This is a genomic window from Limosilactobacillus oris (assembly GCF_025311495.1).
Taxonomy (GTDB): Bacteria; Bacillota; Bacilli; order Lactobacillales; family Lactobacillaceae; genus Limosilactobacillus; species Limosilactobacillus oris_A.
Genome location: NZ_CP104398.1, coordinates 1,183,115 through 1,204,921, shown reverse-complemented (window position 1 = coordinate 1,204,921; position 21,807 = coordinate 1,183,115). Strand labels below are relative to the sequence as shown.

Here is a 21,807-nt window from a genome sequence, read left to right as displayed (position 1 = left end):
TTACGCCTCATCATCTAATGTAATCCCACGGTGCTGGACACTGGTGCTGAAAACGATTTGGGTACTGGTTTTGCCAAAGCGCTGCTGGATAGTATTAATAAAGTTATCCAAATCAGTCGTAGAAGGGAAAATGACCTCCATGATTTCCGAATAATCTCCGGTTACGCAGTTGCACTCCACCACATTGGGAATGCTTTGTACATAGGGGTAGAATTCATCCTTTTGCCGTGGTTCCAGCTGGACCTGAATAAAAGCCCGTACGTGAAAGCCGATTTTTTCGATGTCAATTGAGGAATGGTAGCCATTAATAATTCCTGATTTTTCGAGTTTATTAATGCGGGCGGCAATTGCCGGCGATGAAATGAAACATTCCTTTGACAAGTCCTTTAAGGAAGCACGGGCATTTTTTTGTAATGAATTAATAATTTTACGATCAATCTTATCCATCTGGTAAACCTCGTTTTATCCCATTAGAGCCTAATGTATATTTTCTCATAGTGGCTTAATGTGTTGACTGAATTGTAGGCGATTTCCTGGTCAATGTCAATTGTGATAAATTTAGCTACATCGTATGAATGCTTACTACTGACAACGATTTAATGGTACAATAAAGATAGACAATACAAGAAGCTGCATTGGAGGCTCAAGCATATGGATCAAGAATACCAAAACATTTTAGTGCCGGTTGATGGTTCTAAAGAATCTGAATTGGCTTTAGAGCGGGCAATTTTTGTTGCTAAGCGCAATGGTGCTCACGTTGATGTCCTAAACGTCATCGACACTCGGGCAATGGCCTATAACTTTGCAGGGATGTCAGACGGGAGCATTGCGTACCAGCTGGTTGACAAGTCCAAGGAATACCTTAGCAAGCTCTTGAAAGAAGCTAAGGAGAAGAATGACTTTGACAACATGGACATCCACATTCGGCTAGGCAACCCGAAGACGATTATCTCCTTTGACTTTATTCATGATCACCACAACGACATGATTATGATCGGTGCCAGTGGTTTATCACGGATGCAACGGGCTGTGATGGGTTCCGTAACCTCGTACGTAAAGCGGAACGCTCCTGTGGACGTATTAGTCGTTCGGACTGCCGTTGACCAATAGCGTTAAGTTAATCGAAAAACAGTAACAGGGAGCGAGACAGAAGTCGGAAGCGACTTCGTTTTCGAGCCCCCGTCGACGCGTAGCTAGTCTTTAGAAAGCGCAAATAGGGTTTCAGAGTTCGGCTTTGCCGAGCACTGGAACCCATTTGCGTACTGCACCGTTCGTATTTTATCTAAGTGAGAGGGCTTATGTCATAGCCCTGTTCTTCTTTATTAAAACTGAGAAGGGGAGAATGATGCGAGGACGATGGCGAATAATCTTAATGCTAATCATGGTTACTAGTGTGCTCATAACCCCAATGCCGGTCAAGGCGGCGGCCGGCCAGCAGCAGGTTGCCGATATTCAGCAAGTCCTTCGGGAAAATAAAGTAAACGGGATTGTACTAATCGACGGTCACGCGCACAATCCCCGTGTTATTAGCAACCAGACGTCCGATGATCCGCGACTGGTTGTCAAGACGGACCGGCTGTTTCCCATTGCGTCTTTTCAAAAATTAATGACGGGAATTGCCATTGAACGCTTAGTTGAGCAGGGGAAACTTTCGCTGGCGACACCGCTGAGCCGCTATTGGCCGTCAATCCCCCACGGACACCAGATTAGTATCCAGCGGCTAATGATGCATACCAGCGGGCTTAGCAACCAAGAACCGCCCTTAAACCGTCCGCTCGGGGGCGAAAAGGAGCAGGAACACTACCTTCTTCGCCACTATCGTTCCAGCGGTCACTTCACTTGGAACTATGCGGATATTGATTTTAGCATTCTTGCAATGATAGTACGGACGGCTAGCCGGCGGTCCTACCGTAGCTTTCTAAACCAGCAGATTTTACGCCCTGCCGGGATGCAGGTAAAGTCATACCAGCAGGTGCGTCCCGGGCAGGTAACTCGTTCAGGAGATGATTGGGGACAGCTGCAAACAGCAATGTCAAAGGAACTTGGTGCCGGTGATGTTTTCTGTACACCCCAGGACTACTGGCGCTTTTATCATCGGGCATTCTTAGAGCAGCCGCACTTGTTGCGGCGCTTTATCGCCAAGCACGGGCCAGCGGGGAAGGAAACATACTTTGGTGGTACATATATTGAGCCGCCGTACCTGCACGCAAACGGCTACCTCAGCGGTTATTCCTGCACACTGTACTGCAATTACCGCACTAAGCAGACAATTATGCTATTTGCCAATAATCTTTCCTATTCCCAATTGCGGTCATTAAGCGGCCAGCTCTACCATGCTTATTTCGGCGACTACCGGGAAGAACAGTCGCAGATTAATAATTAAGCGGAGGCGCCAATACGTTTAGAGAATGCTAAAGGACTCCAGCGTTCGGTTTTACGAGCACTGGAGTCCCTTTTTTGTGTGGTAAGAGGACCTATCATGGCCCTATTGTTCCGTTAGCCAACCTAGTTGTTAGTGGAATCTTTCTTGGTAACCTTCAGGACGTTATCCTTCGTGGTTACCTTCGTACCAGCTTTAACTAGCATATCGAGGTTGAAACTTTCACTGTTAGTAACTGTGACAATGACCGTATCGTCCAGGCCCGCCTTCTTAATGGTTGGGTCCCAGAATTCCATCAGCTCTTGACCCTTTTCAACGTGTTGTCCCTTGTTGAAGTAGGTCACAAAGCCGGTTCCATGGAGCTTAACGGTATCGATCCCAATGTGGATGAGGAGGGCAATCCCGTTGTCGGAAACCAGCCCAACGGCGTGCCGGGTAGAGAAGGTTGCCCGCACTGTTCCGGCGAATGGTGCATAAACCTTACCATCGGTTGGCTTGATTGCAAAGCCTTCGCCCATCTTGCCTTCAGCAAAGGCAGGATCGCTGACGTCCTTCAGGTTGACAACTTCACCGGCAACTGGTGCTGGAATGTCAGTCTCACCTGGTTGTGGTTGTGGAGCGGGCTCTTCAATTGCAGTATCTGCAGCAGCTTCGCCACCCTTAAATTGCTTACCCCAGGTTTGTTCCAACTCAGCCACAATCTTGGCGTGAGAACTTTCGTCCAGTTTAACCTTGATGGCGAAGATGATAATCCCAACGATGATTAAGGCGATTGGAATCAAGAACATGTAAATCTTGAAGACGCTAACGCCGTGGGCAGTAATGGTAGCGGCAGTGGCACCACCGGTCATCCCAGCGGCAACGGTAGCCATCCCAACAACCCCGTTGGCAACGGCACCACCGAACTTATCCAGCAGTGGCCGAATTGACAGGGTCAGGGATTCGTCCCGGTGTCCTAACTTCAGCTGACCGTATTCAACAGAGTCGGTAATCGTCATCAGGACAACCAGGAAGATAATTGGTTGCGGGATGAAGAATAATTCGGCACCAAGGAGGACCAGTGCTAATGACTTGCCAGCAAAGGCAAAGATCAAGGCACCGATAACTTCGATCGTAGCGGCACCGTAGAAGAGCTTGTGCCGACCGATCTTTCCTGAGAACAGTGGGAAGGCGAAGACGGAAATCACACCGACAACCGTGTTCAAACCACCCAAGATAGAGAAGGCCTTGGAGTTACCGAGAACGTAAGTGAAGTAGTACAGTTCAAAACTGTTCAGCAAAGTCTGACCAGTGGTGAAGAACAGGTAGGACATCGCAATGGCTAGCAGTTGGTCGTTCTTAACCAGGATGTGCAGGATATCCTTGAGCTTCGTTTGTTCCTTGTTTTCCCGCAACAGCGACTTCTGTTCGTGGGTAAACATCCCGACGCCGATGGCCGTGATTGCAGAAATGGCAGCAACGATTACGGCAAAGATAAACCACCCACGGTCATCACCGGTTCCGCCATTTTGGTTAATGGAGAAGAACAGAACCATTGGCATGATGACAAACCCAATGATTTGCCCACCGATGGTTGAACCAACCCGGGCAAAGGTAGCGATCTTATCCCGTTCGTGTGAATCAAAAGACATTGCGGGAATCATTGACCAAAAACCAACATCATTGAATGAGTAGAAGATATCCATAATGATGTAGATAATGGCAAAGACAACCAGGTACAGGTAAGGGCTGGAGACGTTCAGTCCGCCAAGGGGCGTGAATAAAGCGGCCAGCAGGACGGCTGAAATAACACCACCGCCGACAACCCACGGTTTAAACTTACCCCATTTAGTGTTGGTCCGGTCGATTGCGTTCCCAATCAACGGGTCGATTAACAATTCGACAATCCGTAAAATCATGATGATGGCGGTAACGTAACCGACCATCCGGTTGTCAAATCCCTTGTCACTTGAAGTAAACAGGTGACCAGTAACGTACATCATGAAGTACGTTGATAGTAATGCAAAGAAAGCGTCATGTCCGAACGCCCCAAGAGAATATGCGAGACGTGAGCGGACCATATGTGGCTCTTGCTTATCCATTCTTGACTCCTCTTTTCTAACAAAAATAAATAATTGCTTACAACCATCATGTTAAGCGCTTTCAATGAAGCTGTCAATGATTTTTTAGTAAAATTTTACGATGATTGTTCACTATTTTACCTTGTTAGTCTAATAACATGGAATACACTGGGCAAAGTCAGTCACGGATATTCTGCCAGCAACTGCGAGCAAGTAAACTTTTAGTAAGTGCAGACTTGGACGGGAAGTAGGAGTCAGGAGGGAACTTCAGCAAAGCAGCTAATTGGACCTGAACCACAGATGACATTGCCGAAGTTCAAAAGCGGGATCTAAAAAGACGCCAGCAATCAGGGAAAAGCCGACTGCTGGCCTCTTTATGCTTCAAGAGCGTGCAGGCCGTTTGTCCTCCACGCTCTTAAAAAAGGTTTAACTAAAATTATTGTTCTTCGTACCAGCTGTAGTGGTAGTTACCTGGGCGGTCAACACGTTCATAAGTGTGAGCACCGAAGTAATCCCGTTGTGCTTGCAGCAGGTTTGCAGGAAGCACTTCAGCCCGGTAGGAGTCGTAGTAGCTGATGGCAGCACTCATTGATGGTACTGGGATACCAGCCTTAACGGCCAGGGCAACAACGTCCCGGATAGCCTTTTGGTACTTCTTAGCAATGTCCTTGAAGTAGTCGTCAAGAAGCAGGTTCTTCAGGTCAGGGTTCTTGTCGAAGGCATCAGTGATGTTTTGCAGGAACTGTGCACGAATGATGCATCCTGCACGCCAAATCTGTGCCAATTCACCCATCTTCAGGTTCCAGCCGTAACGGTCGGAGTCGATCCGCATTTGTTCGAATCCTTGGGCGTATGACATAACCTTACCGAAGTAGAGGGCTTGACGAACCTTTTCAATCATTTCCTTCTTGTCGTCGATGGAGATGGAGTCAGTTACTTCAGGCAATACCTTGCTTGCGGCAACCCGTTCGTCCTTCATCATGGAGATATAACGAGCGTAAACGGCTTCGGTGATAACTGATTGTGGAGCACCACCGTCAAGGGCAGTCATTGATGACCACTTACCAGTACCCTTGTTGGCACCACGGTCAAGGATCATGTCAACGATTGGCTTGCTCTTGTCGTCACCCAGGTCATCCTTACGAGTCAGGATGTCAGCAGTGATGTCAACGAGGTAGCTTGATAATTCACCCTTGTTCCATTCAGCAAAGGTCTTGGCGATGTCGTCAACAGGCATCTTCAAAACGTTCCGCATGATGTTGTAGCTTTCGTCAATTAATTCTTCGTCACCGTATTCGATACCGTTGTGAACCATCTTGACGTAGTGACCAGCACCGTTAGGGCCGATGTAGGCAACACATGGCTTGCCGTCTTCTTCAGCCTTGGCAGCAATCTGAGTCAAAATAGGAGCAACTAAGTCGTATGCTTCCTTTTGACCACCTGGCATCAGGGCAGGACCGTGGAGGGCACCCAGTTCACCACCGGAAACACCCATGCCGATAAAGTTAATCCCGGACTTGTCCAGCTTAGCGTTCCGTTCCATGGTGTCGTGGAAGTTAGTGTTCCCACCGTCAATCAGAACGTCACCCTTGTCAAGCAGAGGGAGTAATTCATCAATGACAGCGTCAGTTGGCTTCCCAGCCTTAACCATCAGCAGGATCCGCCGTGGCTTTTCCAGTGAGTCAACGAAGTCCTTAATCGTGTAACTAGGAACCAGCTTCTTGTCGCTGTGGTCCTTCATCATTTCATCTGTCCGGTTGCGGTGACGGTTGTATACGCCAACCGTGAAGCCGCGACTTTCAATGTTCAATGCAAGGTTCTTACCCATAACAGCTAAACCGACAACACCGATTTGTGCTTTATTCTCTGACATTAAAGTCACTCTCCTCATAGAAAATACATGTAATAATTTTCACAATGTCCATTATAGCAAAAAAATTAAACTGTGCAACCGATTTACATAACAAAAAAGCGTTTTAAGCTGAAACTTAAAACGCTTGGTTAAATTATTATTAGTGGTTGAGGCGGTAAACCCACTTGCGGCCGTCACGAGCCAACAGTTCGTCGGAAGCTGCTGGACCCATTGAGCCTGGAGTGTAGTTCGGGAATTGTGGCTTCTCGATGTCCCAGAGCTTGCGGATAACGTCAACAAACTTCCAGGCGTAAGCAATTTCAGCCCATGAAGCGAAGTTGGTGTGGTTGCCTTCCAGGGCGTCGTGGAAGAGACGCTCGTATGGTTCTGGGGATTCCTTCTTGTCGGAGTCGCTTTGCAGGTATTTGAGGTCGACCGGCTGGGTAGTGAAGCCTTGACCAGCCCGCTTAGCGTTTAATTGCATTGCGAAGCCAGACTTTGGTTCAACAAAGATCGTCAAAACGTTGGAGTTCAGTGACTGGTCGCTTTCGTTCCGTGGGTCAGCGAAAATGTCAATCAATGGCTTCTTGAAGACCACGTCAATCCGGGTAAACTTGTCGGCCAGCTTCTTACCAGTCCGAACGTAGAATGGCACGCCAGACCAGCGGTAGTTGTCAAACAACAGCTTAGCAGCAACAAAAGTTTCAGTACCAGATTCTGGGTCAACCCCGTCAGCAGAACGGTATGCTTCAGTGCCGTCACCAGCATCGTATTGACCACGAACAAAGTTAGCCGCAGCTTCAGATGGCGTGTAGACACGGAGACTCCGCAATGCCTTGATCTTTTCAACCCGGACATCGGTGTCAGTAAAGGAAACTGGTTGTTCCATTGCCAACTGGGCAACGATCTGCATAATGTGGTTTTGTACCATGTCACGCAGGGCACCAGATTGGTCGTAGTAACCGGCCCGCTCTTCGACACCCAGCTTTTCACTCAGGGTAACCTGGATGTTGTCGATGTAACGGTTGTTCCACAGGGATTCGATAATAGTGTTACCAAAGCGCAGTGCTTGGATGTTTTGCACCATTTCCTTACCCAGGTAGTGGTCGATCCGGAAGATCTGGTTTTCGTCAAAGGTCTGGGACAGTGCGTCGTTCAGCTTCTTGGCGGAATCGAAGTCGCGACCGAATGGCTTTTCAATTACCAGCCGGTTGAAGCCGTCGTCGGAAAGGAGCCCCTGCTTCTTCAGGTTCATGGCGATGGTACCAAAGAATTGGGGAGCCATCGACATGTAGAAGAGGCGGTTGCCTTCCGTACCGAATTGCTTATCCAGCTCTTCGATCCGTTCCTTTAAGATCGTGTAGTGTTCTGGCTTCGTAACGTCGTGGGCCTTGTAGAAGAAATGCTTGGAGAAGTCAGCGGCTTCACCGTCACGGCTTTCTTCCACGTCCTTAATTGAGTTGCGAACAAGTTCTTGGAATTCTTCATCACTGTAGTCGTGACGGGAAGTCCCGAGGAGGGCAAAGTGGTCTGCTAAGTAGCCCTTTTGGTAGAGCTTGAAAAGCGCAGTGTAGAGCTTCCGCTTAGCGAGGTCACCGGTAGCACCAAATAGTGTAATAACAGCTTTATTTTCTGTAGCCAAAATGTTCACTCCTTCTGAAATTACAGAAATTTTTTACCATTCCCAATTATATACTCTCGTGCTAAAGTCTGCACTATAAATGGAATTGTTTCCGCGCTGGGGCGGAAATGGCCCATTGTGGTCAGGGGGCTTCAGATGAGCTTTCAGTTGTCAAACGCTTGGAAATGGTCTAGAGCAAAAGTTTTTTTGCAAAGGGTTGCAAATGAGCTATACAAAATTGTATTTGGGTCTCTTACTAATATATCAAAATTGATATATTGGAGTGTTAGTAATGAATTACTGGTTATTATCGCTAACGTTTATTGCAGTCAACCTAGACTTTTTTCTGAGCGCTAATTTAACTAGCATTTTTAGAAAAAGGAGGGGCATGGTTGGCTTCCGTACACGATTTGATTGAAAACAGCGCAGCGGTAGTTTACAAAGTTACCGTTGCGCTGTTTTCAGTTAAATATACTGGTGACGTTCGGCGAGCATTCCAAAAAGAGTGAAGAGAAATGCTGCCACTAAGATGACCGCGACGCTAGCAAACCAGTTGTGCGTCTGTGCATTTAGGTTGCCGATGATGACTGGCCCGAGGGCTGCGATTAAGTAGCCGATTGATTGAACCATCCCGGAAAGGTTCCGGGTGTCGGCAGCGCTCTTCGTCTTGAGGCCAAACAAGGTCATTGCTAGCACAAACGTGGTCGTTGAGCCCGCACCGAGCAGCAAGGCGACAACGCAGAAGTAGGCAAAGGAGTTGACCGGGAAGAACATCATGACTGTGCCGACCATTGCGGACAGCCCGGCTGCCAGCATAATTGGTTGCCGGTTGGTCATTTTCGCCGCGATTACGGGAACCGCAAAGGCAAATGGTAAGGCAAACAACTGAAGCAGTCCGGCGATCAAACTGGCCTGATCACTGCTAAGTCCCGCGCTCATCGCGATTGTGGGCAGCCAGGCTACAACACTGTAAAAGACGAAGCACTGAAAGCCGAAGAACAGCAGCAACCACCAGGCGTTGACTTCTTTCCACATGTTGGTTCCCTTGTCGGCTTGCTGGCCAGCCGTGGCGTGTTCGTTGTACTTGAGGTTTGGCAGCCAAACAATCGCACTAATTAAGGCAATCAAACTAATAAGGATGACCGCGGTCTGCCAGCTGCTCTGGTGGGTGATTGGCGTGATGGCGTAAGCCCCGATAGCCGCAAACAGGGTCATCGCAGTGTTATACATTCCTGTAATACTGCCGATTCGTTCCGGAAACTTATCCGTAATGATTGCTGGCAGCAAAACGTTGATACACGTAATGGCGACTCCCACCAGAATTGTCCCCACCATTAGCAGCGGGAAACTGATGATCCGGAGGTAGGAACCGATAAACATCAAGGCCATGGCAATGGCGATGGTTAATTCGTTCCCGATTCGCTGGGCGGTCGCTGAAACGACGGATGACAACAAACCAAAGCAGAGCAGGGGGATGGTTGTTAGGATTCCGAGGCTGGTTGGCGCCACGTTGAAGGTCTGGGCAATTTCTTTGATGACGGATGGGATAGAAGTGATCGGCATCCGCATGCAAACGCCAAGCAAGAGAAGGCCTAAGATAAGCAGCGGACTATGTTTTTTAACTTTTTCCACAAGATTCGTCCTTTCGTAATCTAAAATAGCTAAACACTATTATACCACACTAAAACCTTTTACTAACTAGGGCAATCTCGACTGTGATTCCGAGCAAAATTTGACGGAAACCGCTTCTAACCATATAATCAATAGCGAAGATTTATACGGAGGAAAAATATGACGGCAAAAATCTACCCGTACTTAACTTTTGAAAATGCCAAGGAGGCAATGGACTACTACGTCCAAAACTTTGGGGCGCAAATTGTGCACCACCAGCCGCTAAGCGAAAAGCAGGCTGAAAACATTGGCCTGACCACTGATGACTTGACGGCAACCACCCTCTACGGAGAGTTTTCCATTGCGGGACAAAGGATTATCTGCGCAGACGCGACGATGGGCAACCCGCAGACTTCGACACTGATTTCTATTATGCTGAATTTTGGTGACGATAAGGGTGACGCCCAGCAGCTCTTTACGCGGTTAGCGGATTCTGACGAACAACGGGTCACGGTTCCGTTTGGCAACTGGATGCTGGGCGGCATGATGGGCCAGGTGGTGGACCGCTACGGAATTACCTGGCTGATTTGCGCGGGCAATGAGCTGGTTGGTGTGGAATAATTATGAATTAAAGAGAGGGGACCATGAACTAGCTTGGCTAGCTCGTGGTCCCATTTTCGTCATTGCTGTTTACAATAGCCAAGAAGCTGGGAGAAAGTTCTTTCTCCCAGCCTCCTTTTACGTGGCGACTATTCTTCGCTAATACCGTTTTTTGCCCATTCTTTGGTAAGGGAGCCGTAAATCCGTTCCACGTCCGCGTCAGTTCCCCGTAATTCATAATTATCTAGGAACGGTGCGTTAAAGATCTTGGCATACTTACGTGCAGTCAAGCAGTATTGCTCGTTGAAATTCTTATTGCCGCTACCAACCACGCCGATGCAGTAACGAGCGTTATTACCGTCCTCAATGTACTCACCCAGTGCCGTGGTCATGATTTCGGTATAGCCAGAATCAATCCCGTTGCCCCCGGTTAGGTAGGTAGGAACAAAGACGAAAAATGGTTTGCTCTCACTGGCAGGGGCGTCCTGAGGCCCGATTTCCTTGGCGTTGATTTCAGGATTAGCCTGGTTAATCATGTTTTGCTGCTTGGCAAAGGCAGTCAATCGTTTTACAAAGGAGCGCGTATTCCCTTCAAGCGATATGTATAGGATATTCATTTTGGCCATTAGAACCCTTCTTTCTGCTTTGATATTCTCGCAGGTTTAATTATACGCTAAAAAAGCGGTAACTTGTAATATTCTTTTGCGCGAATGTTAATTTTTCCGTGAAGTTATTATTTTTTAGGATGAAATAAGTTGAATAATAAACCATCTTTCCGGGTAAAATGCTAAAATTAATACTAAATCATAAGATCTTTAACGGGGGAATGGATAGTGAGCAGTGTTGTGTTGAATAACCTGACCTTTGAAGCAAAGTCGGGAGACGAACTGGAAGAAGTATCACTGGGCCTGATGTCACCGCAGATGGTGGCGCTGTGCAGCAATAGCACGGCACCGGTAGCGGCCTTAGAACAACTGCTGATGAATCAAGGAAAAATGATTGAGGGATCCGTCCAAATTAACGGCAACGACCTGTCACAGCTAAAGCGCCACCCCGAACAAGTGGTGACCTCGTTTGCCCGGTTGGTCCTAAAGGGCAAAACAGTTGAGCGGGCCATTCACCATGTCAGTCGCCACTTGAAAGATGCCCTGCCGGTTGAACAAACACTGCCGATGCTATCACCGTTGGGAATCAAGCATGACGATAAGGTGGCGGCGTTAACGGCCAGCCAGCAGGTCGAATTGCGGGTGATCATTATGTTAGCGTTGCGGCGCCCGGTCGTCTTCCTTGGTGATGCCCTCGATCAGCTGCCCGCGCCGGCACGGCAGACGATTGGCAACCTAGTGAGGGACTATGCTCAAAAGACCAACTCCATAGTGCTCTTTTCCAGCAATGACGTTTCGACCATGATGCGGTTTGCCCAGACGATTTATTATTTCAGCGGCAGTCGGTTGACGTCTGCTCGTGATATTAATCCGAGTGATGGAGTCGACTGCACGGTAACCGTAACGGGGACGGGGCTGCCAATTGACGTGGCGATGAAGATGGGGGCTCATATGCTCGGCGAGGCAGAAAACCAAACCCGGTTCCTGTATACCGGTAATATCCAGGCCCTGTTGCCACTGCTGGAACAAAACACCATCACCGACGTCCGGATCGAGGACGCCACGGTAGACGATGAACTAATGGCTTATTAGCAGAGGGGTGGTCAAATGGGGCGCACGATAATTGTCAGTTGCCGGCATGACCGGCTTAGCCAGCTGATCATGAAAAAAATGTACGATGCGGTGGCGGTAAGCAGTCTCAAAGTGAGTTTTCAGCGGGGGGACCAGTTATGCTGGCTCCCAGAGATCAATGCTCCAGTAGATGAGGAAGTGCAAGCGCTGGCTGCGCAAATCGACCAGGCGGTGTTTACTCCCCAAAAGATTGTTATGCTATCAATGGTCGGTACGGCAGATGATGCGACGCCAGAACAAGTGCAGCGGTGGTATGGCAAGGGAGCGCAGGAATACCTCTGGGCTCACCAGTACGCAATTAAGATGATTGACGAGCTAGAACTGCCGTATACGGTGATTCGCTCCCTGCCGCTGACGGCGACGGCTAGTCCCGCGGTAATCACGTCCGAGGGGCAGGCGGTCACTGGTAAGGGCGTCAGTGAGGAGACCTTAGCAGGAGTGATTGAGCAGGCGCTGCTGACCGACCGCTACCGCAACCAGTCGATTGGAATTTCCGCAAAGGAGGACGACTAGGATGATTCAGCAAAGCTATCAGGATTGGACGGGGAAACTTGCCCAGACGCGCTTTCCCCGCTGGAAAGAACTACCGACGCTTGGCCTATACATCGATCAGGTGGTAACGATTGTCAATGACCAGTTGTTAGCAATTGGTGTGGAACCACTAACGAAGTCAATGGTCAATAATTACGTTAAGAAAAAAGTGATTCAGGCACCGGTAAAGAAGAAGTATGCGGTGAACCAATTAGTTGATCTTTTGCTGATTGGTCTGTTCAAGACGAGCTTTTCAATTGAAGAGATTCGGGCGGGAATTGCCGAAGTAACGGTCGCTGCCTACCCACAAAAAGCGTACGACCAATTTGTCGACATCCTCAACGCCAAGCTGACTGGCGAGCCCCTGCAGCCGCTCGCTAACTACCAGCCGAGCCAGCAACTGGAGATCTACGCCATTGATGCAGTGCTGACCCAGTTAAAGGCTACCCACCTGCTACGGGAGCTGCACCAGCAACAATCCGTTATGCAGGTTGATTAGGAATAAAATAACGGCTTCTGCAATGCGCTTTTCCGCATTACAGAAGCCGTTTGTTATATGCAGTGAAGTTGATCGCCTACTCTTGCCCGGGGCGCTCACGCTTGCCGACGTCGGTAGCGATGATCTGGTAAAGGGCAGCAAAGAGGGGAACCGTCAGCATCATGCCAAGGATTCCGGAAATGCTGCCACCGATAATGACCGCGGCAAAGACCCAGACGCTCGGTAAGCCAATACTCTTGCCGACCACCAGCGGATAGGTTATCCGGTTGTCCAGCTGTTGCAGGACGATGATAAAGATAAGAAAGATACCGGCTTTCAGTGGCGAGACGGCAAAGATGAGCACGACCCCGATACTGGCGCCTAAAATGGCCCCGATGATTGGAATAAGTGCACCGATGGCGGTCACGACCCCAATCATTGTCGCGTATGGCATCCGGAGAATGGACATACCGATAAAACAGGCGATTCCTAAGATGGCAGCGTCCTTGCACTGCCCGGCAATGTAGTTGCTGTAACAATTGTCAAAAGTCCTGATGACGTACATCAGCGGCCTTTTGATCCTGCCCAGGTAAGCGTCAATCAGGCGGGTACACTGGCGGGCCAGCATTTCCTTATAAATCAGCAGGTAAATGGAGAAGAAAAAGGCCACGATGGAGGTGGTCGCCACGGAAACGACTGACGAGGCGGTAGACATAAGGGCTTTAACAGTGCCGCTGAAGCCGTAGGAAAGGACCTTCTCGGCTTTGGACCAGCTCAAATGCCGCACGTCAAATTGCTTGAAGACTTCCTGGAGGTTGCTGTTGTGTTCGAAGGCCGTAATAAACCTTGTAATCACCTTGCTGTGGTTGTTAATTAGTAGCTGAACACAGCTGATCAGTTCGGGGATGATCAGTCGGATGACGATGGCTAAAATCAAGAAAATCGACAGGTAGGAGAGAACGATTCCCCAGAGACGCTGGAATTTCTTTGCACGGGGGCTCTTGAATAACCGGCGGTAAAGCTGTTCATACTTGCGTAAAAGCAGGTTGACAATGTAGGCAATCACGGCGCCGGTGAGGAGGGGTGTCATGGCCGCAAAAATCGTCGTACACCATTTAGCGAAGTGGGGCCAAAACACGATTGCCAGGTAGAGGGCGAAGAGCGCCAGCGCTAGGGAAACGTGCTGACGGTTGACGTACTTTTTCATTAGCGGTCCTCCTGTTTGGTCAGCTGGGCGGCTAGGCGGCTTAGGTAGGCATGGCTGGCAAGCTGTTCTTGGCAGTTGCCCTGGTCATGCAGGTTGATTTCATAGATGCTGCTTGCCTGGGGATTCATCCGGGGGAGGACGCCAGCCCAGTCAATTTTGCCGGTCCCCAGCGTCAAGCTATCGTGCGTTTGCCCCAGAGAATCGACGAGGTGGTAGTGAACAACGTCGGGTGCCAGGTGACTAAGTGATGCTTGCAACCCTTGATTGTCCCCATGCAGCTCAATAAAGCAATGGGAAGTATCAAACGCTAGCCGGTAATGGTGGGCCAGGATTTCGTCTTCCTGAGCGGGGTCACCGTACGCAAATACTGGTGCAATCGAGTTTTCAAACATAATGTGGTCACCGCCTGCCCGGGCAAAACGGTCCAGCCGCTGGTAAACGGCGTCCCGGGCTGCTTGGACGGACGGGTACAGTGCCACCATGTGCTCGACGGTTGGGCCAGCGTAGCCACCGTGAACCAGCACTTGGACGTCCAAGTCATCAGCGAGGCGGAGCAGCTGCGTGGTCGTTTCCTCAATGAAACGGTACAATTCTGGATAATCCTTTTCGGGCGCAACGACATCGGCATGGTACTCGCCAAAGCTCATTGGGTGGTGGAGGACGATGTGACGGACGCCCCGAGATTGGACGTACTGGATTGCCTCCCGAAGGTGCTGGTAACCCTCCGGCGTAAAGTCATTAGCAGCGGTAAAAAATTCGTAGACTTGTGGTTGGTAGCGCAGACGGTCGTCAATCTGTTCACGGCTGCTGCTGCCTTTTAAACCGAGTTGGGGCTGAAACATGGATAAAACTCCTTTACATACCGTGATTACTGCTACTATCATAGCAGATTTTAACTGGGGTGATAAAAAACGGGGAGCTTTGTTATAATGAAGGCGTTTGGAGATGGGAATCATAGTTTGTGAGCGGAGGGATAGAACAATGACGGCAGATATGAATATTTTTAACCAGGTCGACGACTCACAGGTCAGCAACCTCGACCAGCTTTCTAACTTTGAAGTAGCAGCGATTTTTAACAAGTATGCTCAGCATAACCTGCGGGGCAACGAGGTCGTCAATGGCGGCCGGGGGAACCCAAACTGGATTGCCACGACAGCCCGGCTGGCCTATTCCCGCCTGCTAGAGTTTGGGGTCACCGAAGCAGAACGGACCTATTTTGACCCGCGGGGGATGGCTGGTGATGTTCAAAAGGAGGGCATTTACCAGCGCCTGATGATTGCCCTGAAATCCTCGCGGCGGGATATTTTCCTACGGACGGTGATTGACGCGGCAATCAGCCAGCTGGCAATTAAGGATAAGGATGCCTTCGTCTACGAACTGGTTGACGGTGCCCTTGGCGATCACTATCCTTACCCGCCTCGCTGCTTGACCTACACTGAAAAGGTCCTGCAACGGTACCTGCAGAAGGTCTGCTTCAAGGATGTTCAAATGGCACAGGATGTTGATATTTTCCCAACGGAGGGCGGCACGGCAGCGATGGTCTATATTTTCCAGGAACTGCACTACGCCCACGTGCTGTATCCCGGCGATACGGTCGTTGTTAATTCGTCCATCTTTACCCCGTACCTGCAAATCCCAGAACTGAGCGAATACAACCTGCGGATCAAGACGGTCACGACCAAACGCGAGAATAACTGGCAGATGACTGATGAACAATTTGAACAGCTCAAGGATCCACGGGTCAAGGCCTTCTTCGCGGTCAACCCGACCAACCCGACGGCCCGGGCATTCACGCCTGAACGGCTAGCAAAGTTTAAGGAAGTTATTAAGGCAAACCCCGACTTGGTAATCATCACTGACGATGTGTACGGAACCTTTTCGCCAAGCTACCAGTCGATTTTCGCGGTGGCGCCCCACAACACCATCCTAGTGTACTCATTCTCGAAACTGTATGGCGCGACCGGGCAGCGACTTGGTGTGGTCTGCATGCACCACCAGAATGTCTGTGACCGGATTATCCAAGAAAACCTGCAAAACCGCCGCCTAAGGGAATTAGATGAGCGCCGGTACTCAATCGTGGTGCCCGACCCGTACAAGATGAAATTTATTGACCGGATGGTTGCTGATAGTCGGGCAATCGGCCTTTACCACACTGCGGGTCTCTCATCGCCCCAACAGGTAATGATGGACATGTTTGCCCTCTCGAACCTCAAGGACGCGGGGCTAAGCCCGTATGTCCAATTGTCACGGGAAGTTGTTGCGGCCCGTTACCATGAATTTTGGCATGGCCTTGGCATCCAGCCCGATGAGACACCAGAAAACACCCGCTATTACACCCTGGTCGACATCTTTGACCTCATGCGCCAGCGGCACGGGAAGGAATTCTGCCAGTACTTCAAGGACAACTACAACTACTTGGACTTTACTTACCGGCTGGCAACTGAATTTGGGGCCGTGGTAATGGATGCGACGGCGTTTGGCGCGGAAAAGGGAAACGTCCGGGTTTCGTTGGCGAACCTTGAGAAGGCTGACTACCGGAAACTTGCGCGGGCCATCCTTGACCTGGTAGATGAGTACTACCAGGTATTTAAAAAGAAAAATAAGAAGTGAGTAAGCAGTTGGAAAAGCAAAGTACAAGGCGACCGTTGATATTAGCGCCACAGTTGCCGTTAGCCTGGACGGTGAGTTGGCTGGTCATTGCCAGTGTGGCCCACGCACTGGGCCGACCGCTGGCAACTGGGGATGATGTTCAAGAGTCCGTCTTGCTCTTGTCGGCGGTCGTGATCCTCGCCAATATTTATAATCTCGTAATCTTATACCAACGGCCGACCGTTAATCAGCTGCGTGACAATTGGGCGATTCTTGCCTATGCGTTGGTGCTGAGTTGTTCGACCGTTCTTGCCTGGGGCCAGCCGCGCGCGATTCTCCTACCAGATAAACTAGCTGGCTGGCAGTCCGTCTTTCTGCTCCTGAACTGTGGTCAGGCGGGGCTGGGGATTTATCTCTGGCAACGCTGGTCCTGGACAACGCCCGCCGGTGACCGTGACCGCCTATCGCTATGGCTGATGCCGGCCGCCTTGCTGGTGACGGCAATTATCTTTCCACCGGTCTTGGCGCCGTTCGGAGGTGCCGCGCGGCTGGTCGTGCTGGCGAATGCGGTGGCCCTTGGCGTCCTGCTTTACTGTCAGTGGCGTAACCGCGACCGTTTACTGACTCCGGTACCGGCCCGGCTGAGTGCTGGCTACCAGATGATCCTAGGGTGTCAGCTTGCGGCAGGATTGTTTTGCCTGGTTTTAGGGGTACCGCTGTTGGTTTGGCGGTGGAATGGTGAACCGACGGGAGCTGTTGGTGCCTGCGTGGCCGTTAGCATCCTCGTCGCCGAGCTGACTACCGGCGTACTAGCCGCCCTGCAACGGTACCGGCTGCAGTACCAGTACGGGTTAGCCAGGAAGCACCAGTTGCGTTACCGGTGTTTGGGTGCACTTTTATTAGCTGCGGTATTAGTCAGTTGTTGCCTATTGATGATATGAAAAAACTCCCCCTCGTTGTTCAACGAGGGGGAGTTTTTTGGGGTACGGATGAAATTAAAGGTTCTTATCCATAATGAAGGTCAGCTTGGAAAGCTCCAGGCCGTGCATAATCAACTTCGCCATCAGGTCCTTGGTCCGCTTGGCTAGTTCTGCAACCATCTTGTGGCTTTCGGCGCTCAGGAAGGCGCTGACCTCACTGCTGTCCTTGCCAGCAACTTGTGGGGCGACGGTGTTGACCCACCGGTAAAGGTATTCCCGGCAGTCTTTGAGGTAGTCGAGATCCTGTTGAGCAAATTCAGCGTGGTGAGCCTCCACGATCATCGACAGGGCGCGGTACATCCAGTAGGCGCTCTTGAGATCCATATTCAGTTCCATTGGGGTTTCCCGGTAGCTTTCGTCCATGTCCTGGGCCTGACCGAAGAACGGAACGTATGGGGTAAAGGTTGGTACCCCGAAGCACATCCACATAATGGTCGAGGCTGCTTCAGGCAGGTCGTTGCGAACTTGCAGGACGTGGGAGTTTTGGGTCCGGTTCAACGAGATTGGCCGGAAGAGGTGCTTTTCTTCGTCCGTCCCCCTGCCCAGTGGGTCGTAAGGGGTGCTCTGGTAGTGGCTGCTTAATACCTGTTCGACATCTTCCAGGGTCAGCTTCCGGTCGCTCCGCATGATGAACGGCAGGTCAAAGTCCAGTGGGTCCATCTCAACTGTTGGGTTTAGAATTTTGTGCCCGTACCACTGGCGGGGAGTGTTGTAGTGCTGGTCGAAGAAGTTAGCGGTACCGAAAATATGGCGGAAATTCCAGCCGTGCTTGTCCGGGTTCAGGTGGTGCTGTTCAACGAACTCCTGGATTCCTTCCGACCACATAAAGTTGTCAGGGTCGCTAAAGTCGACCTGTTGGATGGCAACCCGGTTTCCGGTGACGGCGTAGGCATCATCTGGAATCCGCTGGGCAACCCAGTGGTGCCCGGTGACGATCTCCATGTACCAAATATCATTTTTGTCACTGAAGATGACCCCGTTTCCTTCAGCAGAACCGTACTTCTTGATCAGGCCACCCAGGTAGCTAACCCCTTCCTTAGCACTGTTGATGAAGGGAAGGGTGGTGGCAACGATGAGGTCCTCGTTAATCCCGGATTCGGTGTTCAGGGGGTCAAACGAAAGGACCCGCTCGTTGGCGTAAACACTTTCAGTCGCGCTCATGCCGACATTTTGGGAGTTAAAGCCGCTTTCGTCAAAAATCCCCTGGTTCTTGTAATCGACGTTCGGCGTCCCCTGGTAGCTGTAGCCATCAGCTGGACGGTCGACGACACAGTGGTTGAGGTAAGCCTTGACCTGGTTAGGGTGGTTGCGGTAGGCCGGGTAGACAACCAGCCGCATTGGGTTCAGTGGGCCAAAGGTGTCGTCATTACGGGCAGCCATCGTCGACCCGTCAATGCTGGCATTTTTACCAACAAGAACGGTAGTGCAAGCAGATAAGTTTTTCTTCATTACGTATTCAGACCTTTCTACAAACCTGATGAACAAAAGCGTTTCCTATACTATTATTTTAAGGTTTAGCAATGATCTGGTCAAACATTACTCCCCGTAACTAACCGTTGAAATGGGCCTGCTGCAAGTCGGCGAATTCTGCGTGGACAAGCTGGGCGAGGTCTTCAGCATTGAGCTGTACTGACCGGCCGATTTTGCCGGATGAAACGTAGATGTTCCCCTGCTCCCGGGCTGACTGGTCGATAAAGATCGGGTATTGGAACTTTTCGTAAATACCGACCGGGGTGTTGGCCCCGTGGACGTAACCGGTAGTCTTGAGCAGGTTCTTCAACGGGACCATGTTGACCTTTTTGTTACCGGAAACCTTCGCCAGCTTTTTTTCATCGAGGTGGGTATCAACGGGGATGACTCCGACGAGCGGGCCGGTGGCGTTTCCGGTCAGGACTAGGGTCTTATAGATGGTATGCTCATCAATCCCGGTGTGATCCACCGTCATTGTGCGGACGTCCCCATCCTGGTGGGTAGGGAACTCAGCTTGCTGGTAGGCGATTTTGTTTTTATCGAGGATTTGTTCGACTTGGGTCTTTTTTAATTTGCTTTTTTTGTTCTTTTTACTCATAATAAGATTCCTTTCGAAATAATGGAACGGACCAATCTTTTATAAAAAGGTCCCAATTAAAAATAGGTCTGTTATACTAGTAATGAATATAACAGCACAGGAAATAAATCTGAGGAGCTAAAAACATGGCAGATTTAGTATACCGCTCTGTAATGCGCGATATAAAACAAAAAATCTTGAAAAATCAGTATGCGGGGATGCGCCTGCCTGACGAACGGAGCCTGAGTGAAACCTATGGGGTAAGCCGGAGCTCCATCAAACGCGCGCTCGGCATCCTGGCCCAGCAGGGGATTATCTTTAAAAAACGGGGGTCGGGGACCTTCATTAACCCCCTCTACCTCAAAAATCAATCCCTCTTCCACTACGAAGGCAGTAATCTCGGGATTACCGACAGTTTCCAGCTAGACGGTAAGAAGCAGAGCATCCGGCTGCTTGACTACCAGGTTGTCCCAGCCAACGCGGACATCCAGGAAGAGCTTTTTCTCAGCAACACCGACTTTGTTTACCAGATTAAACGACTGCGCTTGATTGACGACCAGCCCTTTATGATTGAGACTGGCTTTATTCCGATTAAGATCGTGCCGACCCTTTCCCCGGCCGTGGTTAACAGTTCGATTTTCAACTACTTAGAGGATACCAAGGGCAAACGGGTCACCAAGTCCTTTACGACCATCAGTGTGTCACCATCGACAGCTGACGACCAAAAACTGTTGGAGTTGAAACCAACGGAGCCGGTTGCGGTAATGGATGGGGTCTTTTTCCTTGACGACGGAACCCCATTTGAGGTTTCCAGTATGCGGATTCACTACCGTTATATGCGGTATAGTACTTTTATCAACCTGGACCAGGAAGGCTAACAGCGGTTGGGAGCGTGCTCTCAGCCGTTTTTGATTTGGCGGTGTCCACAGGCGCGCTTGATTCCTGACCAGGTCCGGTGGGCACCGTAGGCAAAGGCAAAGGAGCAGATTACGGTAAGGATGACCAGCAGGGGGAGGGTCAGCTCGAGCGGCAGCCACGGCAAGAACCGCCGGCTGGCCTGCCAGAGCCAGTAGAGCCAGAAAATGTGACCAAGAAAGGCGCGGTGGGCATAGAGCGCAAACCAATGGATGAAGGGGAGCCACTGGTTGCGGAACTTTTGCAGGTGGCCGAGCAGGGTGGCAATCAGGCCGATCGTGGAGAGATTATAAAAAATCATCGACGGCAGGTAGTAAGGGGCGTTGGTCAAGCGAACCGGATAGCCGTAACGAAAGAAGTCAGCGGTAACGATATACAAGAAGAATAGCCAGAGGACCAGTTGGGCCAGCCAGTGCCGAGCCATAAATGGGCGTAGCTTGGTTGCAAATACGTGCGTGAGAACTCCACCGACGGCAAAAATAATGAAGCTCGGGAAGACCCGGTCAAGCAGGTACCAGTGCTGGGCCTGATAGCCGTGAAAAACGACCCGCTCATATAGCAGGTGCCAGCAGATTTCAAAGAGCAGGGCCAGCGAAAAGAGCAAGCAGCCACGGGCCGGCTGGTGGTGAACCAGGCAGGCGAGCCACCAAAAGAGGGGCATGATGATGATAAATTGCAGCATCATCACGTTGTACCACAGGTGGGGTGCCGCGTTCCCGTTAATGAACTGCCAGGCAAAGCTCGCCCAGTTGTGGTAGTGCTGGTGCTGCTGCAACTGTGGCAGCACCAGCAGGTAAACAGTCGTCCATAAAATTGACGGTACGAATAGGATGTGCCAGCGGTTGAGCATAAAGTGTGGGTAATCGCGGAGGTGGGCATCGGGATGGGTACGGACGGTTGAGTACACAATTCCAAAGATGAAAGCGGGGGCGCTGAACTTAATGAGTTCATAGATTCCACCCAGGAAAAACTGCTGACCGATTGCGTGAGTGGCCGGCAGGAGGAAGGTGATGACGGACTGGGTCATCACCGTCGTTACCGCCATAAGTTTTTCAAAATCACCGATATCCGCGCGGTTCAGGCTGTTTAACTCTACCAATTGCTCCTTGCTCCCATCTTTAGCTAATATTACATTTTTTAGTATACACCCCTGACTGCAGTGTGGGGTTTAGGGACCGCTATAGTGCGCTTTTAGCTGGT

At 50.3% G+C, this 21,807-nt stretch carries 20 protein-coding genes; 9 read left to right on the top strand and 11 right to left on the bottom strand.

Annotation, left to right across the window (positions count from 1 at the left end):
- Positions 1-447: an Lrp/AsnC family transcriptional regulator gene (locus tag N4599_RS06035; protein ID WP_062812872.1), complete on the bottom strand. Its 447-nt coding sequence runs from the start codon at positions 445-447 to the stop codon at positions 1-3.
- Between the two features lie 204 nt (positions 448-651).
- On the opposite strand from N4599_RS06035, the gene N4599_RS06030 reads away from it, so the two are divergent.
- Together N4599_RS06030 and N4599_RS06025 are read left to right on the top strand one after the other, a co-directional pair.
- Positions 652-1,110, top strand: a complete 459-nt coding sequence (locus N4599_RS06030) for a universal stress protein (RefSeq protein WP_003715540.1) — start codon at positions 652-654, stop codon at positions 1,108-1,110.
- A 232-nt stretch (positions 1,111-1,342) separates the two neighbouring features.
- Complete coding sequence (locus N4599_RS06025) at positions 1,343-2,383, top strand: serine hydrolase domain-containing protein (protein ID WP_260898440.1); 1,041 nt, start codon at positions 1,343-1,345, stop codon at positions 2,381-2,383.
- A 122-nt stretch (positions 2,384-2,505) separates the two neighbouring features.
- On the opposite strand, the gene N4599_RS06020 is transcribed toward N4599_RS06025, so the two are convergent.
- The 4 genes from N4599_RS06020 to N4599_RS06005 all read right to left on the bottom strand — a co-directional run bounded on the left by N4599_RS06020 (position 2,506) and on the right by N4599_RS06005 (position 9,545).
- Positions 2,506-4,461, bottom strand: a complete 1,956-nt coding sequence (locus N4599_RS06020) for a sugar MFS transporter (protein WP_003715573.1) — start codon at positions 4,459-4,461, stop codon at positions 2,506-2,508.
- Positions 4,462-4,876: 415 nt separating this feature from the next.
- Complete coding sequence (gene gndA, locus N4599_RS06015) at positions 4,877-6,313, bottom strand: NADP-dependent phosphogluconate dehydrogenase (protein ID WP_004564456.1); 1,437 nt, start codon at positions 6,311-6,313, stop codon at positions 4,877-4,879.
- A gap of 139 nt (positions 6,314-6,452) precedes the next feature.
- Positions 6,453-7,934, bottom strand: coding sequence for a glucose-6-phosphate dehydrogenase (zwf, locus tag N4599_RS06010; protein WP_004564466.1), 1,482 nt, complete (start codon positions 7,932-7,934; stop codon positions 6,453-6,455).
- 444 nt (positions 7,935-8,378) lie between these two features.
- Positions 8,379-9,545, bottom strand: coding sequence for a CynX/NimT family MFS transporter (locus N4599_RS06005; protein WP_191363322.1), 1,167 nt, complete (start codon positions 9,543-9,545; stop codon positions 8,379-8,381).
- Positions 9,546-9,704: 159 nt separating this feature from the next.
- On the opposite strand from N4599_RS06005, the gene N4599_RS06000 reads away from it, so the two are divergent.
- On the top strand, positions 9,705-10,145 hold the full coding sequence (locus N4599_RS06000) for a VOC family protein (RefSeq protein ID WP_062812877.1): 441 nt from the start codon (positions 9,705-9,707) through the stop codon (positions 10,143-10,145).
- 128 nt (positions 10,146-10,273) lie between these two features.
- Here the strand turns inward: N4599_RS06000 and nrdI are convergent, their stop codons facing one another.
- A complete protein-coding gene (gene nrdI / locus N4599_RS05995; protein WP_062812878.1) occupies positions 10,274-10,750 on the bottom strand; it encodes a class Ib ribonucleoside-diphosphate reductase assembly flavoprotein NrdI in 477 nt (158 codons plus the stop codon).
- Between the two features lie 207 nt (positions 10,751-10,957).
- Here nrdI and N4599_RS05990 point away from each other — a divergent pair, with 207 nt between their 5' ends.
- From N4599_RS05990 to N4599_RS05980, 3 genes are read left to right on the top strand one after another with little or no spacing between them, the layout of a single operon-like run.
- Positions 10,958-11,821 carry a multidrug ABC transporter ATPase gene (locus N4599_RS05990; protein WP_191363320.1) on the top strand — a complete coding sequence of 288 codons (864 nt, stop codon included), beginning with the start codon at positions 10,958-10,960 and terminating at the stop codon, positions 11,819-11,821.
- Positions 11,822-11,836: 15 nt separating this feature from the next.
- Positions 11,837-12,373, top strand: coding sequence for an NAD(P)H-binding protein (locus N4599_RS05985; RefSeq protein WP_191363319.1), 537 nt, complete (start codon positions 11,837-11,839; stop codon positions 12,371-12,373).
- A 1-nt stretch (position 12,374) separates the two neighbouring features.
- Entirely contained in the window at positions 12,375-12,890 is a 516-nt protein-coding gene (locus N4599_RS05980; RefSeq protein WP_191363318.1) for a DUF1836 domain-containing protein, read from the top strand.
- Between the two features lie 76 nt (positions 12,891-12,966).
- Here N4599_RS05980 and N4599_RS05975 read toward each other — a convergent pair whose 3' ends face one another.
- Positions 12,967-14,076, bottom strand: a complete 1,110-nt coding sequence (locus N4599_RS05975; protein ID WP_191363317.1) for an AI-2E family transporter — start codon at positions 14,074-14,076, stop codon at positions 12,967-12,969.
- Positions 14,076-14,918 (bottom strand): TIM barrel protein, encoded by an 843-nt coding sequence (locus tag N4599_RS05970; RefSeq protein ID WP_191363316.1) that lies wholly within the window; start codon positions 14,916-14,918, stop codon positions 14,076-14,078. Before N4599_RS05970 ends, N4599_RS05975 begins: the two co-directional genes overlap by 1 nt.
- Positions 14,919-15,057: 139 nt before the next feature.
- Between N4599_RS05970 and N4599_RS05965 the strand changes: the two genes are divergently transcribed.
- Positions 15,058-16,686: a bifunctional aspartate transaminase/aspartate 4-decarboxylase gene (locus N4599_RS05965; RefSeq protein WP_191363315.1), complete on the top strand. Its 1,629-nt coding sequence runs from the start codon at positions 15,058-15,060 to the stop codon at positions 16,684-16,686.
- On the top strand, positions 16,683-17,606 hold the full coding sequence (locus N4599_RS05960) for a hypothetical protein (protein ID WP_191363314.1): 924 nt from the start codon (positions 16,683-16,685) through the stop codon (positions 17,604-17,606). Before N4599_RS05965 ends, N4599_RS05960 begins: the two co-directional genes overlap by 4 nt.
- A gap of 54 nt (positions 17,607-17,660) precedes the next feature.
- Here N4599_RS05960 and N4599_RS05955 read toward each other — a convergent pair whose 3' ends face one another.
- On the bottom strand, positions 17,661-19,094 hold the full coding sequence (locus N4599_RS05955) for a C69 family dipeptidase (RefSeq protein ID WP_062812886.1): 1,434 nt from the start codon (positions 19,092-19,094) through the stop codon (positions 17,661-17,663).
- A gap of 100 nt (positions 19,095-19,194) precedes the next feature.
- The gene (gene ybaK, locus N4599_RS05950; RefSeq protein WP_062812887.1) at positions 19,195-19,713 is read right to left on the bottom strand and encodes a Cys-tRNA(Pro) deacylase; all 519 of its coding nucleotides are present in this window, start codon (positions 19,711-19,713) and stop codon (positions 19,195-19,197) included.
- A gap of 125 nt (positions 19,714-19,838) precedes the next feature.
- Here ybaK and N4599_RS05945 point away from each other — a divergent pair, with 125 nt between their 5' ends.
- A complete protein-coding gene (locus tag N4599_RS05945; protein ID WP_062812888.1) occupies positions 19,839-20,570 on the top strand; it encodes a GntR family transcriptional regulator in 732 nt (243 codons plus the stop codon).
- A 20-nt stretch (positions 20,571-20,590) separates the two neighbouring features.
- Here N4599_RS05945 and N4599_RS05940 read toward each other — a convergent pair whose 3' ends face one another.
- Positions 20,591-21,706 (bottom strand): acyltransferase family protein, encoded by a 1,116-nt coding sequence (locus tag N4599_RS05940; protein ID WP_191363313.1) that lies wholly within the window; start codon positions 21,704-21,706, stop codon positions 20,591-20,593.
- Between the last annotated feature and the right edge of the window lie 101 nt (positions 21,707-21,807).